Genomic DNA, 15,431 nt, shown 5'->3' with positions numbered 1-15,431 from the left:
GTATCACCGCGGCCCTTAGGCTTTGCGGACAACCCAAGCAGTGGTGTCGGACGGCAGTTTACCGTCCTCCAACGGACCGCTTGTCACCACGATGTCACCTTCCGGAAGCTCCACAGGCTCGCTGCCGAAGTTGGTCACTGTGTGCCAGCCTCCGGGGCGGCTGAAGTGCAGCACATCCTGGTTGCCGGTTTCCACCCACTCGAGTTCCTCGTCGGTTTGGAGTTCGCTGCGCAAGCCCAGTGCCTTGCGGTAGAGCTCAAGGGTGGAACCTTCCACGCCCTCCTGCCTGGAGACTGCGTAGTCCTTGAACCACTCCGGCTGCGGGAGGTGTGCTTTGCCCGCACCGAAACCGAAGGAAGCACCTTCTGCGGTCCACGGCAGCGGCACACGGCAACCGTCACGGCCAATCTCGACGCCGGGGTTCCGGAAGAAGGACGGGTCCTGGCGTTCAGAGTCAGGAATTTCCGAGACTTCACGCAGCCCAAGCTCTTCACCCTGGTAGAGGTAGGCAGAACCAGGGAGCGCAAGCAGCAAGAGCGTCGCGGCGCGTGCACGACGCAAGCCAAGTTCGACGTCGAGCTCTTCCGCCGGCGCGCCGGCCAGCAGCCACCCCTTGCCGTCCTGGCCCTTGGGCTTGCCGCCGGTAATGTCCTGCGCCGCGTTGGTTCCCTGCGCTACGGAACCGCCCTTGGGCAGGCCGTAACGGGTGGCGTGGCGGACGACGTCGTGGTTGGAGAAGACCCACGTGGAGGATGCTCCCGATTCCTTGGCCGCTACCAGGTTGTCCGTGATGATCTTCTTGAACGACCCGGCGTCGAAATCGGACTGCAGGAGGTCGAAGTTGAACGCCTGGCCCAGTCCTTCGGGGCTGGCGTAGCGGGCACGGCGTGACTCGTGCACCCAAGCCTCGGCAACGGCGGTGCGGGGCGGGTTGTACTCGTTGAAGAGCTTCCGCCACTCGGCGTAGACCTCGTGGACTTCGTCGCGGTCCCAGAAGGGGTGCGAACCATCTGTGAAACCATCGGTGCCGTGGGCTTTGGCTTCCAAATCGGCCTTCATGGGCAGCGGCTCGGAAAGATCCTTGGCCATGCCGTGGGCCACGTCGATGCGGAAGCCGTCCACGCCACGGTCGGACCAGAAACGCAGTGTCTTGAGGAAGTCCTCCCGGATCTCCGGGTTCTCCCAGTTGAAGTCCGGCTGCTCCTTGGCAAAGATGTGCAGGTACCACTGTCCCGGCGTGCCGTCGGGTTCGGTGATGCGGTCCCAGATAGGTCCGCCGAAGACGGAGTCCCAGTCCGACGGCGGCAACTCGCCGTTTTCGCCCCTGCCGTCGCGGAAGATATAGCGGTCGCGAGCCGCAGAACCCTTGGGTGATGCCAGCGCTTCCTTGAACCACTCGTGGCGGTCGGAGGAGTGGTTGGGAACGATGTCCACCACGATCTTGATGCCTGCGGCGTGCAGGGCTGCTGCCATTTCGTCGAAGTCCTCAAGGGTTCCCAACTTCGGGTCCACGTTGCGGTAGTCGTCCACGTCATAGCCGCCGTCCGCGAGCGCCGACGGGTAGAACGGGCTCAGCCAGACGGCGTCGATCCCCAGCTCCTTCAGGTACGGAACTTTGGCCGTGATGCCCTTGATGTCTCCGAGGCCGTCACCGTTGGCATCGTAGAAGCTGCGCGGGTAGATCTGGTAGACGGCCGCTTGGCGCCACCAGATCGGATCAGACATGCGGTGGACGTCGGTACGGTGTGCCTGAGTGGCGGAAGTGCTCACGAAACTCCTTTGATTTAGAATCTAAATTTATCTTCCGGACCAGTATGGAATGCCCGGTCCGGGAAGGTCAACAACGGCTAGCCCTTTACGGCACCTTGTGTCACGCCGGCCATGACCCAGCGCTGCGTAAAGAGGTAGGCAACAATGGCCGGCGCCATCGCCATCAGGTAGGACGCGAAGGACACGTGATAGTTGTTGCTGAACTGCGTTTGGAAAAGGTTCTGCCGCACGGGCAGCGTCTGCATTGCCGGATCGGAAATAATCAGCGACGGCATCATGAAGTCGTTCCATGCATAGAGGAACGCGAAGATCCCAACGGTGGCACTCATTGGCGCCAGCAACGGGAAAATCAGTTTCCAGAAGGTCTGCCACGTGGTTGCGCCATCAATCCTGGCGCTCTCTTCCAGTTCCATCGGGATCGAACGGAGGAACGCGGTGAAGAGCAGGACGCTGAAGCTCAGTTGGAACATGGTGGCCAGCAGGATCACGCCGAACGGGTTGTCCAGGCCGAGCCGGCCCGTGAGCTGGATCTGCGGCAGCGCAACCACGGGGAAGGGAATGAACATTGCGCCCAGAAGATAGAAGAACGAGTACCTGAAAAGCCGCCGCTCCCAGTTGCGCACGATCGCGTAGGAGGCGAAGGCGGCCAGGATGATCGTGGCAAAGACGGTCCCCGCCGTCACCAGCAGCGACATCGCGGCTCCCACCGGGAAGTTCGTCAGGGTCCAGGCCTGGACGAAGCCCTCGAGGCTAAAGGGTGCGGGGAAGGAGAAGGCATTGCCATCCACCGCCTGCCCCTGGGTCTTGAAAGCCATGGAGAGCGTGACATACAGGGGAAGAAGCACAGTCACTGCACAAAGAACGAGGACGGTGGTTGCCGGCCAGTTGACGCGTTCAACTTTGGAGCTGGATTTTTTGGTCATCAGTTGGTTGGTCATTACAGTGCATTCCGTCCGCGAGTCAGCGAGAGCTGTACGAGAGAGATGAGGATGGCGACCACGAAGAAGATCGTTGCGTTGGCCATCTGATAGGCGTAATCGCCGCCGTTGAAGCCGGAAATGACAGTCATCGCGATGCTCCTGGTGGAGGTTCCCGGGCCTCCGTTCGTCAGCCCGACGATGATGTCGTAGGCATTGAGGAAGCCCTTGAACCCGAGAATGATGTTGATGACCACGTACCCCGCCACCAGCGGAAGCGTGATCTTCAGAAGCTGCTGGAATTTGCTCGCGCCGTCGATGTCGGCGGCCTCATAGACATCTCCTGGGACGGCCACAAGGCCTGCAATATAGATGAGCAGTGCGCCGGGAACGGCCTGCCAGGCCGTAACCATCACGATCGCAATCCATGCCAGGTCCGGGTTGGCGAGCAGACTGCTTTCCAGCCAAGGAATCCCTGTCGCGGCTCCAAGCGACGGCAGGGAGTTCGAAAACAGGAAGTTGAAGACGTAGGCGATGATGATGCCGGAAACCACCATGGGGATGACAAAGATGGTCCGGAGCGCCGACTTCATCCGGATGCGCGACGTGAGCCCGACGGCGAGGAGGAAAGCCACCACGTTGACCGCGATCACGGTGACGATGGAGAACCCGAAAGTGAAGAGGTAACTCTGCAGGATCGCCGGGTCGCTGAAGATCGCGATGTAGTTGGTGAGGCCGATGAACTCCCAGTCACCGATTCCAATGGAGTTCGTGAAACTGAAGAAGATGCCCATGATGCCGGGAATCGTGATGGCCAGCGTGAACAGGATGAGGCTGGGGACCAGGAAAAGGTAGAAGATCGGTTCAACGCGCCGCCTGCTGCGTGGGGCCGGGTGACCGTTTTTTTGAAGACCTTGCTTGGACGTGGTTGGGGTGGTGATGGTGGACATGTAGCTGACTCCCTATGGTCTGCACTACTGGCGGAACGCCAGGCGCGCCCAATCTGCGTCGAGGGTGCGGAGGGTGGATGCAGGGGGTGCGCCGAACACGATTGCCTGCGTGTAGTTCATGATGGGGATGGTGCGGGGAACGAGCACCGAGGGACCCTGATAGACCTTGCCGTTGTCGTAGTACTCCACCATTCCCTCAATCCGAGGGTCCGGGACGTTTGCGGTCTCCTTGGTGGGCGTGAAACCCAGCTGCGATTTGTTGTAGGCATCAATCACCTCGGGCCGGTACAAATACTCGAGGAAGCCTCGGGCAGCGTCCTTGTGCTTGGACGCCTCCGGAATCCAGGCCGCGAGGTCCACATTGACGCGGACGCGCAAGTCCTTGGGGTCCTCAGTCATCGGCAGCGGAAAGGTTCCGAGCTTCAGGCCGGGGGCGGTCTTGGCGATCTCGCTGAAGGCCCACGGGCCTTGCAAATACATAGCAGCCTTGCCCTGCGAGAACGCCAGGTTGCCGTCGCCGTACGCCCGACTCGCAGCGTCCTTGTTTACGTAGCTCTTTGCCAGCGTCAACATCTTCTGGACGGGCTGGTCAAAATCCTTTTGGAATGACACCGAAGACTCCGGCCCGACGTCCACGCCTTCAGCTTCAAGCTTCTTGAAGAAGTCAAGGGTGTCCACCTGCCCGCCTACCGAGTAGTCAAACCACCCCTGGGCGATAGTCCAGTCATCCTTCCAGGTGGCATAAAACGGCGTTACTCCAGCAGCTTTCAGCGTTTCGCACGCCGCGATCAATTCGCTCCAGGTGGTGGGCACGGCAAGGTTGTTGGCAGCGAAGATTTCCTTGTTGTAGATCACGGAGGACGCCATGACCGAATACGGCAGGGCACTGGTCCGTCCGGGATACGAACCGTACTGTTCCATGAGCGGCCGGAGGTCCTCGCGGATGCGGGATGCCGCCTCCGTCCCTGACAAGTCGCTCAACGCTCCGCGCTGGACGAACCGGGACGTCTCCATGTTGTAGTTGGCAAGGGCGATGTCCGGCGGATTGCCGCGAACGAAACTCGCAGACACGACGTCGACGCCGGAAGTGTCGAGTACCACCTCGGTTTCGTCCTGGGACGCGTTGTAGTCGGCAACAAGTTTGGTCATGAAGCCGATGGCTTCCCGTTTGCTGAACGTGAAGCGGATTGTCTCCTTGTCCGAGTTCCCGCTATCACCTGGGTCCCCGGTGCAGCCGGAGAGTAGGCCGGCGAGCAGTGCCAAGCCCAGGCCCATTGCTGCAAAGCGTTTCCTGCGTGTCGATTTCACAGACACCGTAGCCCTTTCGTCGTGCGGACCTCAGTGGCCGCATCATCATCGTGCGGCGGACCATGCGCATCGCCACCCGAAGTTTAGATAGGAGCTAAATTTACGCCCTATCGCTAACCATGGTGAGTGATGCCCGCCACAGGGTCAAGAGCTTGCCGAAATGCGTCGTCATCTAAATTTATGTACTAAATTTAGAGAGACCGCTCTATCACTCCGATAGGGCGGCTGAGAAGTGGGAGCTCCGAATGCAGGCCGGGACCGCACCGTCAACGCAACTGGTACGCAGGGTCAACGCCAGCGCCATGCTCAAAGCCATGCGCGGCGCCGGCATCGTCACCGGCACCGAGCTGATGGCCGCCACGGGGCTCTCACGGGCCACCGTCATTTCGATCTGCGACGAACTGGTCCGGCTCGGCTGGCTTCAGGAATTGGAGAACCAGCGAGGAGCCGGTGACTACGTCAAGGGCAGGCCTGCGCGGCGCTTCGCATTTGATGACAGTGCGGCCAGCGTGATCGGCATTGACATAGGTGCCAACAAGATCACAGCGATTGTGGCGGACATGGCCGGTACGCCCTTGTCCCAAGTCACGATGCCTTTCCGTGCCTATAACGTTCCGGCCAATGAACGCGCAGACGTGCTGGACAGCATAGCGGCAGAGGCCTTGGAGAAGGCGTGCGTATTTGCCGACTCTGTCCTAGCCGTGTCTGTTGGCGTGGCTGCGCCGGTCAGCCGCGCGGGCGAGGTCCTCCGGGCGCAGGAATTCTGGAAATCGTTCGATGTCCGCAAGATCGTATCCGAGCGCCACGGTTGGCACGTACTCTTGGAAAACGACGCCAACCTCGCAGCCCTCGCAGAACGCTGGCAGGGCAGCGCACAGGGGGTCGACAACCTGGTAGTCATGCTCGCCGGCGACCGTTTGGGGTCCGGAATCCTCGAATCCGGCCGTTTGCTCCACGGGCAGGTTGGTGGTTTTGGCGAGCTGGGATACCTGGACAACGTGGATGGTGTGGGCGACACCTACGGCATCGCCCACTACGCAACCCTATGGGGCCGGGAAGCCCTCGATTCCGGCGCGGAAACCAACCTGCGGGCACTGTGCGGTGGTGATCCCGAAGCCCTGACGGCAGAGATGGTTTTCAGGGCGGCAAAGGAAGGCGACCACGCAGCGCGCAAGGTCATGGACCGTATGGCGCACCGCATGGCCCGGGTGATTGGCTCCATCAGTACGCTGGTCAATCCCGAGCTGGTGGTTATCGCCGGAGCCGTCGCAGCCTCTGCCCAGACCCTGATCCCAGCCATGGAAAAGCAGGTGCCCGACTTCACCTTCACTCCCCCACGCCTGGCAACATCAACTTTGGGAGATGGCATTGTGTCCCTCGGCGCGATCCGCCACGCGTTGGACTACGTAGAAGAGAATGCACTGGATCTCTACCCGGCTTCACTGTCAAAGCAGGTTGCCGCGGGCTGATCCGGCTCGACCTAGTCCGGCATTGACATCGTCCGCAGGTCAAGTTGCCGGAGGACCCTGTCAGCCACTTCCGGGTCGGTGCCTGGCTCGTTGCGGGCTGCCACCACTTCCTGGCGGGCGGCATCCAGGGCGATGGTCTGCACTGCGATGGACAGTTCCCGTCCACGCTTGCGCTTCTCAGCCACGGATTCGTTCTGCAGCGTGCCATCCAACAGCTCGGCGTGGAGGCGGCGCATCTTTTCCTTGACCAGGGTCACCTTCTCGGCGGGAAGTTCCTTCATGAGGTCATGGTCTTTCAAAGCAGCCACCGCCGCCGACTGGGCCCGCTTGGCAAGGACCTTTGCTGCGTCCTGCTCATGTGATCCGTCCTCCGTCGCATCCAGGACGCGCATGAGCCACGGCAGAGTCAGGCCGGGGAGGACCAAGGTGGCCAGGAGCACCGCGCAGGCAATCACCAGGATCTCGTGACGGGCCGGGAAGTCGCTGCCATCCGGCAAGGTCATGGGGAGGGCCAAAGCAAGGGCCAGTGTGGCCAGGCCGCGCATGCCGCACCAAGTCAGGATCAGCACTTCCTTGGGCGACGTTGGTTGCAACAGGTTTCTGCGTTTACGTGCGGTGAGGGCGAGGAGGCCAAGCCAGAGGAAGCGCACCACGAACACCAGGATGCAGATCACCACGGCCATACCGATCATCCCGAATATGGCGGTGCCTTCATCCCGGATGACGTGACGGATCTCCAGCCCCACCAGCCCAAAGGCCAGCCCTGTGGCCAGGAGCTCCACCACGTCCCAGAAGGCGGTGCGCGTAATCCGCTCCGCAGCGTCCTGCGGCCGCGTATGACGCTGCAATTCCAAAGCGGTAACGACGACGGCCACCACACCTGAGGCGTGGAGCTCTTCCGCGAGGATGTAGGCGGCAAAAGGAACCACCAAAGTCACGGCGCTGCGGGCAACCATGGAGGTGACCAGCTTGGTGATGAACTTGGTCAGCCATCCCATCGCGATGCCAATCACAACAGCCAGCGCAGCGCCGATGACAAACTGTGGAACGACTTCCGGGCCCACGTCCTTGCCCGACATTGTCGCTGCCACCGCTGCCTGGAAGATCACGATTGCCGCGGCGTCGTTGAAGAGCCCTTCGCTCTGAAGGACGGTAATGAGCCGGCGGGGCATGTGCACGCGGCCAGCTACGGACTCCACGGCAACGGGGTCCGGCGGGGCCACCATCGCACCCAAGGCAATGGCAGCCGGGATACCGATGCCCGGAATCATGAGCCACGCAGCGCCAGCCACCACTGCCGTGGACACCACTACCAGGGCCACAGCCATCAGCAGCAGTGTCCGCCAGCGGACGCGGAAAACAGCCCAGGAACTCTTCTGCGCTGTTGCGAAAAGCAAGGGCGGAAGGAAGATGGGCAGGATCAGTTCAGGCGAGATCTCAAACTCGGGAAAACCCGGAATGAAGGTGAGGGCAACAGCCAGAAGCAGCATCAGGACAGGGTAGGGAAGCCGGAGCCTATCCCCCAGGCCCACTGCCACCACCGTTGCAAGCAGCAACCCGACAATGAGCGCCAACTGATCCATTTTCCTGCTTCCCCAGAGGTTGTGCGGCACTTCCCCAGGCCAAGCCGAAAAAGTTCCCTACCAACATATCCCGGCGGAACAGGCAGCGCTGAGTCAGTCCTCCGTGAGGGCGTCTACAACATCGTCGGTACCATCCTTGAACGCGATGGTCCGGCGGATGGTCCCCGGGAGTTCCAGGACGGCCGCTGCCACCAAGGCAACATTGGCCCTGGAAGTCTCCGTGCCATTGCCGGGGTTGGCTGGATCCGTTTCGATCAGACCGGTGGCAGGTTCGTCCGTCAAAGTTCCCGGGCCCAAAACAGTCCAGTCGAGGGCAGTGCTGCGCAGGTAGTCGTCTGCCGCCGCTTTGGCCTCGGCATAGGCAAAGAACGGGTGGTCTTCCGGGACGCCATGATCCGTGGAGGCTCCGATGTAGGACACCATCACATATCGCTTGACGCCGGCTTCGGCCGCCGCGTCCATGGAGCGGATGGCTGCGTCACGATCAACGGCGTAGGTCCTGGCAGGATTGCCTCCGCCGGCCCCGGCCGACCAGACCACGGCGTCGTGGCCCTTGAACGCCTGGGCGAGTTCCGCCGTCGTCGAATTTTCCACGTCCAGCACCTCAGCGGTTGCGCCGGTCTCCGTGACATCTGCCACATGATCGGGATTTCGGATGAAAGACGTGACGTCGTGACCTTCGCCACTCAGAATGCGGGACAGATGCAGGGCCACTTTCCCGTGGCCGCCAATGATTGCGATTCGGCTCATGGACCCATTCTGTCCCACAGAATGAAAAAAGACCCCGCAGGCGAATGCTGCGGGGTCTTGCTCTGTAGCGGTGGGGAGGCTCGATCTCCCGACCTCACGATTATGAGTCGTGCGCTCTAACCAACTGAGCTACACCGCCACGAATGAGAAAAACCTGTGTCAAGCCGGTCAAAACCGCCTTGACACAGGCCCTCATCCAGAGCCCCCCACCGGAATCGATCCGGTGACCTCGTTCTTACCAAGAACGCGCTCTACCACTGAGCTAGGGGGGCAACGAGTAAATACTCTACCGGACGTTTTCGGAAGCTACAAATCGGCGAAAAAACGCGGAAAAGCGGCGCCGACACAATTTGCGAAGATGCAGATTTCCTGATCCATTTTTCGCGACGCAGGCAACCGCCGTCGGCGTTTTTGGCGGATCGAATCAGGGCAGCCGAAGCACCTGGCCAGGGTAGATCCTGTCCGGATTGGGCACCGTATCTGCGTTGGTGGCGATGAGGGCTCCAAGGTCCACGCCGTACTGCGCAGCGATTCCGTCCATGGTGTCCCCCTGCTCCACCACGACCTCCGTGACCCGCGGCGCCACCGGACCCGGCAGACCGGTCCCTGCGGCGGCCTCTGAGGCGGCCTCCTGCGCCCGCAGCTGGACTTCCGGGGCCTCGGGCTCCAAGCCCTCCTGCTCGGCCTCCTGCGCTGCTGCGGCGTCCGCAGCCGCCTGCTGCTGGGTTGCCTGCACGGCTGCAGCCTCCGCAGCGGCCTTGTCCGCAGCGGAAACCTCGACGGCGGCAGCATCCTCTGCTGCCTGGCTCGCCGCACTCTGGTCTACCGGCACCGGGTTCGCCGCACCCTGGCCTACTGGAGCTGCCTCGCTTTCACCAGCGTCCTTGCCGCCGAAGCCCAGGTTCTTCTTCACGTTGTCCAGCAATCCCATGGAGCACCCTCCTGATTTCTGCTTGCGTTCAGCCGTGCCTCGATCGTACGGCCGAGCCCGGCCCCATGGAACCCGGTCCTGTTCGAAATCCGAGCCGCACAAGGGCGTGCACAGCGAACAAGAACCGGAGTGAAGCGTTAAACGCGTGAGGGGGCCGGCTCGAAAGCCGACCCCCTCACGGGAACTACTCAGTGATGATCACCCAGAGAGTGTTTACCACTTGCCCTTGCGGTTGAAGTCGCGGTTTGCGCCTTCTCCACCGGTGCGGGGCTTGCGGGCGCCGTCACCGTGACCGCCGAAGCGTGAACCGCTGGCCTGGCCGCGATCGCGGTCGCCGTAGCTGCCTGCGGTGCGCTCGGAACGGTCGCTGTAGGAGCGGCCGCCACGGTCAGCGGAGGTACGCTCGCCGTCGGACTTGCGGAAGTCCTTCTTGAATCCACCGGCGCCCTTGAAGTTTCCGCCGCCACGGTTCTCGCGGTCGCCATAGCCACCACGGCCACCACCGGAGTAACTGCCGCGGTCGCCACTGGGCTTGCGGCCGTTATCCAGCTCAAGGTTGATCAGCTCGCCGCCGATACGGGTGCGGGACAGTGCGCGCAACTGATCGGCGCTCAAGTCTGCCGGGAGCTCCACCAGGGAGTGGTCCGAGCGGATGTCGATGCCGCCGATCTGTGCGGAGGAGATGCCGCCTTCGTTGGCAATGGCGCCAACGATCGAACCCGGCATGACGCGCTGGCGGCGTCCCACGGAGATCCGGTAGGTGGCGTTGCCCTCGGTCAGTGCACGGGTCGGGCCACGTGAGCCGAAGCCGTCCTTGGAGCGCTCGCGCTTCTGGTACTCAGGAGCGGCAGGCAGTTCCTTGACCAGCAGCGGCTGTCCACCCTGGGCCATGACGGCCAGGGCTGCAGCGATTTCCGATGCCGGAACGTTGTGCTCTTCTTCGTAGGAGGAGATGAGGTCGCGGAACGCTGCAACATCCTCGGACTCGAGGGTCTCGGTGATGCGCTCGGCGAACTTGCCCAGGCGAAGAGTGTTGACGGTCTCGGCGGTAGGCAGGTGCATCTGCTCCACCGGCTGACGCGTGGCCTTTTCGATGGAACGCAGCAGGTACTTTTCACGCGGCGTCATGAACAGGATGGCATCGCCGGAACGGCCTGCACGGCCCGTACGGCCAATGCGGTGCACGTAGGACTCGGTGTCGTGGGGGATGTCGTAGTTGATCACGTGGCTGATGCGCTCAACGTCAAGGCCACGGGCCGCGACGTCGGTAGCAACCAGGATGTCGATGCGGCCTTCCTTCAGCGCGTCCACAGTGCGTTCGCGCTGCTGCTGCGGGATGTCGCCGTTGATGGCGGCAGCCTGGAAACCGCGGGCCTTGAGCTTGTCAGCCAGGTCCTCGGTAGCCATCTTGGTGCGCACGAAGGCGATAACGCCGTCGAATTCTTCAACCTCGAGGATGCGGGTCAGGGCGTCCAGCTTGTGCGGGCCCATGACCTGAAGGTAGCGCTGCTTGGTGTTGGCGCCGGTGGTGGTCTTGGACTTCACCGAGATCTCGGCCGGGTTGTTCAGGTACTGCTTGGACATGCGGCGGATCTGGCCCGGCATGGTGGCAGAGAACAGCGCAACCTGGCGGGTTTCCGGAGTCTGCTGGAAGATCTGCTCTACGTCATCGGCAAAGCCCATGCGCAGCATTTCGTCAGCTTCGTCCAGTACCAGGTACTGGAGTTCCGAAAGGTCCAGGGAACCCTTGGCGATGTGGTCGATCACGCGGCCGGGGGTACCGACAACAACCTGTGCGCCTCGGCGCAGGCCTGCGAGCTGGGGACCGTAAGCCGAGCCACCGTAAACCGGAAGCACGGTGAAATCATCAATGTGCTTGGCGTAGGAGGTGAAAGCCTCGGCAACCTGGAGAGCCAGTTCACGCGTCGGAGCCAGGACCAGGGCCTGGGTCTTGCGGGACGGGCCGTTGAGGTCATGAAGTTCGGCCAGGCGGGACAGGGCAGGAACAGCGAAAGCTGCGGTCTTGCCGGTACCGGTCTGAGCGAGGCCAACTACGTCGCGGCCTTCGAGGAGCAGCGGGATGGTGGCGGCCTGGATGGGAGACGGCTTCTCGTAGCCGACGTCCTGCAGGGCGGCCAGAACGCGACCGTCGATGCCAAGATCGACGAAGCGGACGCCTTCTTCTTCCTCTTCTTCTGCCTTGGGGGCAGGAGCTTCAGTGAAGGTGGGGGCTGCAGTCTCGGCTGCAGCGGTCTCGACGGGGGCAGCGGCAGCAGCCGGTGCTTCAGCTTCGGCGGGTGCGGAGGTCTCTGCTACATCAGCGGACTCAGCAGTGTTGGCGTCGAAGTTTTCGTTGAGATTTTCGGTCATAGGGGGAAATTCCTCATCCATAGGGCAGTCGGCGCGGCCCGGTTGGGCTGGCCGCATTACTCGTCGCGAGAAACAGGAAAAGGTGCCCTGCTTTCGCAAGAAGTCCGGCGCTATCGCAATCCCATGGCAGGACTTCCCGCTGCATCTCTTGGCTGCTATCCCAGCAGTCTGTACAGCGTTTTCTTTAGCCGGCTCTCCCTATGAAAATGCCCGCACACATTTGCGGGCCCCAACACTTACCAGTCCTGCCTCAAGAATTGGGCAGGATAAAGGGATTTCCGGAGTGGGGGATATTTCAAGTGTAGGGCACAGAGGCCCATCACCGCGAGTTGAGAGTCCTCGAAGGCCGGGTGAGCTTGTTCACACCGGCTTGGAAGGCTCCCCCGCCAAGGTTCTAGAGCCCGTTTCTCCGGAGCACCTTTTCGAAGACCGGGTGGTAATCCTCCTGCAAACGGATCTCCCCATCGGCGTCCGCATCCAGCAGGATCTGTACCAGTTCAGGAGTGGGCTCACTGAACCACTGACCCACCGTGATGCCGTGTTGGGGGATGAAGGTGCGGTGAATGTGGTCCCCCGCGGAAATCGTGCCTGTCTTGATCACCCGGAGGTACGTCCCAACCCGGCCGGCCTGCGTGAAGCGCTTCACCCATTGGGCTTCGCCGATCACCCGCTGGAAAGTGGCGCACGGTACGCGCGGGGACGTGACTTCCAGCTCCACATCCAGGCCAATCTTCCAACGTTCGCCGATGACCGCGCCGGTGGTTTCGATTCCAGCCACGCGAAGGTTCTCTCCGAAGACGCCGGCAGGCAACTCCCGCTGCAACTCGCCCGCCCAATAGTCCGCATCCGCCTGCGAGTATGCGTACAGGGCTTGGTCTTCACCGCCGTGGTCCACCCGGTTCGCCTGCACGTCCCCGTGAAGCCCAAGTTTGTGAACCTTGACTTGCCCTTCCACCGGACGCTTGTCCATGCCCGTGACTCCCACACTCCCCTCGGGATCGGGCAGCAACTGGTGGACACGGCAGACGGCAAGGAGGGATGCGGTGTTCATGATCACCAGTGTACGGACGGGCAGCTCCAAGATTAAGGATCGAATCGGTAGCCCATACCGGCTTCCGTGTGCAGATGCCGGGGCTCGGCAGGATCCCGCTCCAGCTTTCGCCGTAGCTGGGCTATATATACGCGCAGGTACTGTGTTTCCTTCGCGTACGCCTGTCCCCATACCTGAGTGAGGATCTGCTGCTGGCTCACGAGCTTGCCCTTATTACGGACCAGCAACTCCAGGATGTTCCATTCCGTGGGCGTCAGGCGCACTTCCGAGCCATCCTTGAGAATCTTCTTGCCCGCCAGGTCAACCATGAAGTCCGTGGTGGCCAGCGTTGGTTCCTCATGTTCGGTCACAACCCGGCGCGAAGCGACCCTAAGCCGCGCAAGCAGCTCATCCAAACCGAAAGGCTTGGTCACGTAGTCGTCCGCACCGGCGTCGAGCGCTTCAACCTTGTCCTCCGAGGCATGCCGGGCGGACAGCACAATGATGGGCATACTGCTCCAGCCGCGGATGCGTCTGATGATCTCCACCCCGTCCATGTCCGGCAGGCCAAGGTCCAGCACCACGATCTCCACGGGCTGCTTGGCAGCGGCTTGCAGGGCGTCGGCGCCATTTCCCACCGTCAGTGCCTGGTAGCCATGGGCTTGAAGGGTGATCTGCATGGCCCTGGCGATGCGGGCTTCGTCCTCGACGATCAGCACCAGCGTCATTGCGGGCCCCCGGTCCACAGCGGCAAGGTGACCACCATGGTCAGCCCGCCACCCGGCGTCGGCTCCGCTGCGAGCCTGCCACCCATGGCCTCGCTGAAACCCTTCGCGACGGCCAGTCCCAGTCCAATCCCGCCGCCGGCGCTGGTTCCGCCTCCGATCGCAGGCGACGGCGAATCACCAAAGCGCTGGAAAGGTTGGAAAATATCCACCACTTCCTTCTGCCCTACTCCGCTGCCGTGATCGATGATTCTCAGTTCGCTGGCGGGCCGGTCCCCCAACGTGATGCCCGCACCCGCACGGGCGGTGAGGACGACGTCGGAGTCGGGCGCGTACTTCACGGCATTCTCCACGATGTTGGCCACCACCCTCTCAAGCATTCCGGCGTCGGCCTGCACCGGAGGAAGGTTGGGCGGGAGCTCGTTGCGCAGCCGCTCCCGGGGAATCCCCCTTAGCGCCTGCGGCAGCACCTCCGCCCACACAATCCCGCTCAAGAGCGGATTCACCGCGTCCGCCGTGATCCGCGACATGTCCAAGAGGTTGTCCACCAAATGGTCCAGTCGGTCCGCATAATCCTCGATGGTCTCCAGCAACTCGCGCTCAACATCCGGCGGAAAATGCACATCCTCCTGGCGCAAGCTGCTGACAGCGAGCTTGATCCCGGCCAAGGGAGTCCGAAGGTCATGCGACACAGCGCGCAGGATGGACGTCCGCATCTTGTTGCCCTCGGCCAACCGCACGTTATCCCGCCGGCTCTTCACCAGCTGCTGCCTCTCCCGGACAGCCACCACGAAAGCCCCGAACGCAGCCAACATCCGTTGGCGTTGCGCTGATAACGGTCCGCCGCGCAACAGCAGGGTGTAATGGGGATCGACGACGGCGGTGTGGTCGGCGGCGGCATGGGTCAACGGCGGATTCGGGCCGGCACTCGCCAGGACACGCAACTCGGGTTGGGTACCGGCTGACGCCGTACCCGAGGCTCCGGGCGTCTGACCTGATGAACCTTGGCCCCACGAACCCAGGAGCGTTACTGCCTCCATGCCCAGGTTGCTGCGCACTTTTTCAAGAAACGCTTCCAAGCTTCCATCCGAGCTAAGGATTTGCAGGGCGAGCCCACTGAGCGCCGTGGCCTCGGCTCCGGAGCGAGCCGCCTCCTGGGCACGGCGGCTTGCGAGGCCCACGGCGAGCGCCACCCCACAGGCCACCGCAAGGAAAACCACCAGCGTGAACAACGTGGTGGGATCGGCGATGGACAGGGAACCAACGGGGTCGGCGGAGAAGTAGTTAAGGAGGAAGCTGCCCAGCACCGCGGCGACCACTGCCGGCCACAAACCACCGATGGCCGCCACCGCAACAGCTACTGCCAGTTGCAACAGCATGATCATGGCGAAGTTGCGGAACCCGAGGACAGTGACCATGAGTTCAATGCCGGGCGGTAACAGGACGGCCAACACCAGGCCAGTGATGACCCGGGCGGAGCCAATGCCGCGGACCGGCGGAAGCCGCAGCAGCACGCCGTCGTCGACGTTGCTGTGTGCTTCTGGTCCCGGCATGGCTACATCCTTACATGGTTCCGTAGATGGGGACTTCTTCCCATTTACGGCTGTCACCCGTGCCTGCACCGCGCA

At 62.4% G+C, this 15,431-nt stretch carries 12 protein-coding genes and 2 tRNA genes; 1 reads left to right on the top strand and 13 read right to left on the bottom strand.

Features of this window, described 5'->3' with window-relative positions; translation table 11 throughout:
• Window positions 1-15: 15 nt before the first annotated feature.
• The 4 genes from ACZ881_RS09625 to ACZ881_RS09610 all read right to left on the bottom strand — a co-directional run bounded on the left by ACZ881_RS09625 (window position 16) and on the right by ACZ881_RS09610 (window position 4,951).
• A complete protein-coding gene (locus tag ACZ881_RS09625) occupies window positions 16-1,770 on the bottom strand; it encodes a glycoside hydrolase family 13 protein (protein ID WP_476114653.1) in 1,755 nt (584 codons plus the stop codon).
• 77 nt (window positions 1,771-1,847) lie between these two features.
• Entirely contained in the window at window positions 1,848-2,708 is an 861-nt protein-coding gene (locus ACZ881_RS09620; RefSeq protein WP_476114650.1) for a carbohydrate ABC transporter permease, read from the bottom strand.
• Complete coding sequence (locus ACZ881_RS09615; RefSeq protein ID WP_364306880.1) at window positions 2,708-3,637, bottom strand: carbohydrate ABC transporter permease; 930 nt, start codon at window positions 3,635-3,637, stop codon at window positions 2,708-2,710. Before ACZ881_RS09615 ends, ACZ881_RS09620 begins: the two co-directional genes overlap by 1 nt.
• 24 nt (window positions 3,638-3,661) lie before the next feature.
• Window positions 3,662-4,951: an ABC transporter substrate-binding protein gene (locus ACZ881_RS09610; protein ID WP_476114646.1), complete on the bottom strand. Its 1,290-nt coding sequence runs from the start codon at window positions 4,949-4,951 to the stop codon at window positions 3,662-3,664.
• Window positions 4,952-5,190: 239 nt separating this feature from the next.
• Between ACZ881_RS09610 and ACZ881_RS09605 the strand changes: the two genes are divergently transcribed.
• Entirely contained in the window at window positions 5,191-6,414 is a 1,224-nt protein-coding gene (locus ACZ881_RS09605; RefSeq protein ID WP_476114644.1) for an ROK family protein, read from the top strand.
• 11 nt (window positions 6,415-6,425) lie between these two features.
• On the opposite strand, the gene ACZ881_RS09600 is transcribed toward ACZ881_RS09605, so the two are convergent.
• From ACZ881_RS09600 to ACZ881_RS09560, 9 genes are all read right to left on the bottom strand, one after another.
• A complete protein-coding gene (locus ACZ881_RS09600) occupies window positions 6,426-7,997 on the bottom strand; it encodes a Na+/H+ antiporter (protein ID WP_178997262.1) in 1,572 nt (523 codons plus the stop codon).
• Between the two features lie 93 nt (window positions 7,998-8,090).
• On the bottom strand, window positions 8,091-8,747 hold the full coding sequence (locus tag ACZ881_RS09595) for an SDR family oxidoreductase (RefSeq protein ID WP_091469097.1): 657 nt from the start codon (window positions 8,745-8,747) through the stop codon (window positions 8,091-8,093).
• Window positions 8,748-8,812: 65 nt separating this feature from the next.
• Window positions 8,813-8,886: transfer RNA gene (locus tag ACZ881_RS09590), tRNA-Met, on the bottom strand.
• 61 nt (window positions 8,887-8,947) lie between these two features.
• Window positions 8,948-9,019: transfer RNA gene (locus ACZ881_RS09585), tRNA-Thr, on the bottom strand.
• A 152-nt stretch (window positions 9,020-9,171) separates the two neighbouring features.
• The gene (locus ACZ881_RS09580; RefSeq protein ID WP_476114641.1) at window positions 9,172-9,678 is read right to left on the bottom strand and encodes a LysM peptidoglycan-binding domain-containing protein; all 507 of its coding nucleotides are present in this window, start codon (window positions 9,676-9,678) and stop codon (window positions 9,172-9,174) included.
• Window positions 9,679-9,891: 213 nt separating this feature from the next.
• Window positions 9,892-12,048: a DEAD/DEAH box helicase gene (locus ACZ881_RS09575; RefSeq protein ID WP_091469101.1), complete on the bottom strand. Its 2,157-nt coding sequence runs from the start codon at window positions 12,046-12,048 to the stop codon at window positions 9,892-9,894.
• Window positions 12,049-12,442: 394 nt separating this feature from the next.
• Window positions 12,443-13,099 (bottom strand): MOSC domain-containing protein, encoded by a 657-nt coding sequence (locus tag ACZ881_RS09570; RefSeq protein WP_179019652.1) that lies wholly within the window; start codon window positions 13,097-13,099, stop codon window positions 12,443-12,445.
• 32 nt (window positions 13,100-13,131) lie between these two features.
• Complete coding sequence (locus tag ACZ881_RS09565) at window positions 13,132-13,806, bottom strand: response regulator (RefSeq protein ID WP_091469103.1); 675 nt, start codon at window positions 13,804-13,806, stop codon at window positions 13,132-13,134.
• Window positions 13,803-15,356 (bottom strand): sensor histidine kinase, encoded by a 1,554-nt coding sequence (locus ACZ881_RS09560; protein ID WP_476114638.1) that lies wholly within the window; start codon window positions 15,354-15,356, stop codon window positions 13,803-13,805. The genes ACZ881_RS09565 and ACZ881_RS09560 overlap by 4 nt, the downstream gene beginning before the upstream one ends.
• Window positions 15,357-15,431 lie beyond the last annotated feature (75 nt).

The sequence above is a fragment of the Paenarthrobacter sp. TE3676 genome (assembly GCF_056279165.1).
The sequence above is the reverse complement of the archived record's forward strand: the minus strand, read 5'-3'. Positions and strand labels throughout refer to the sequence as shown.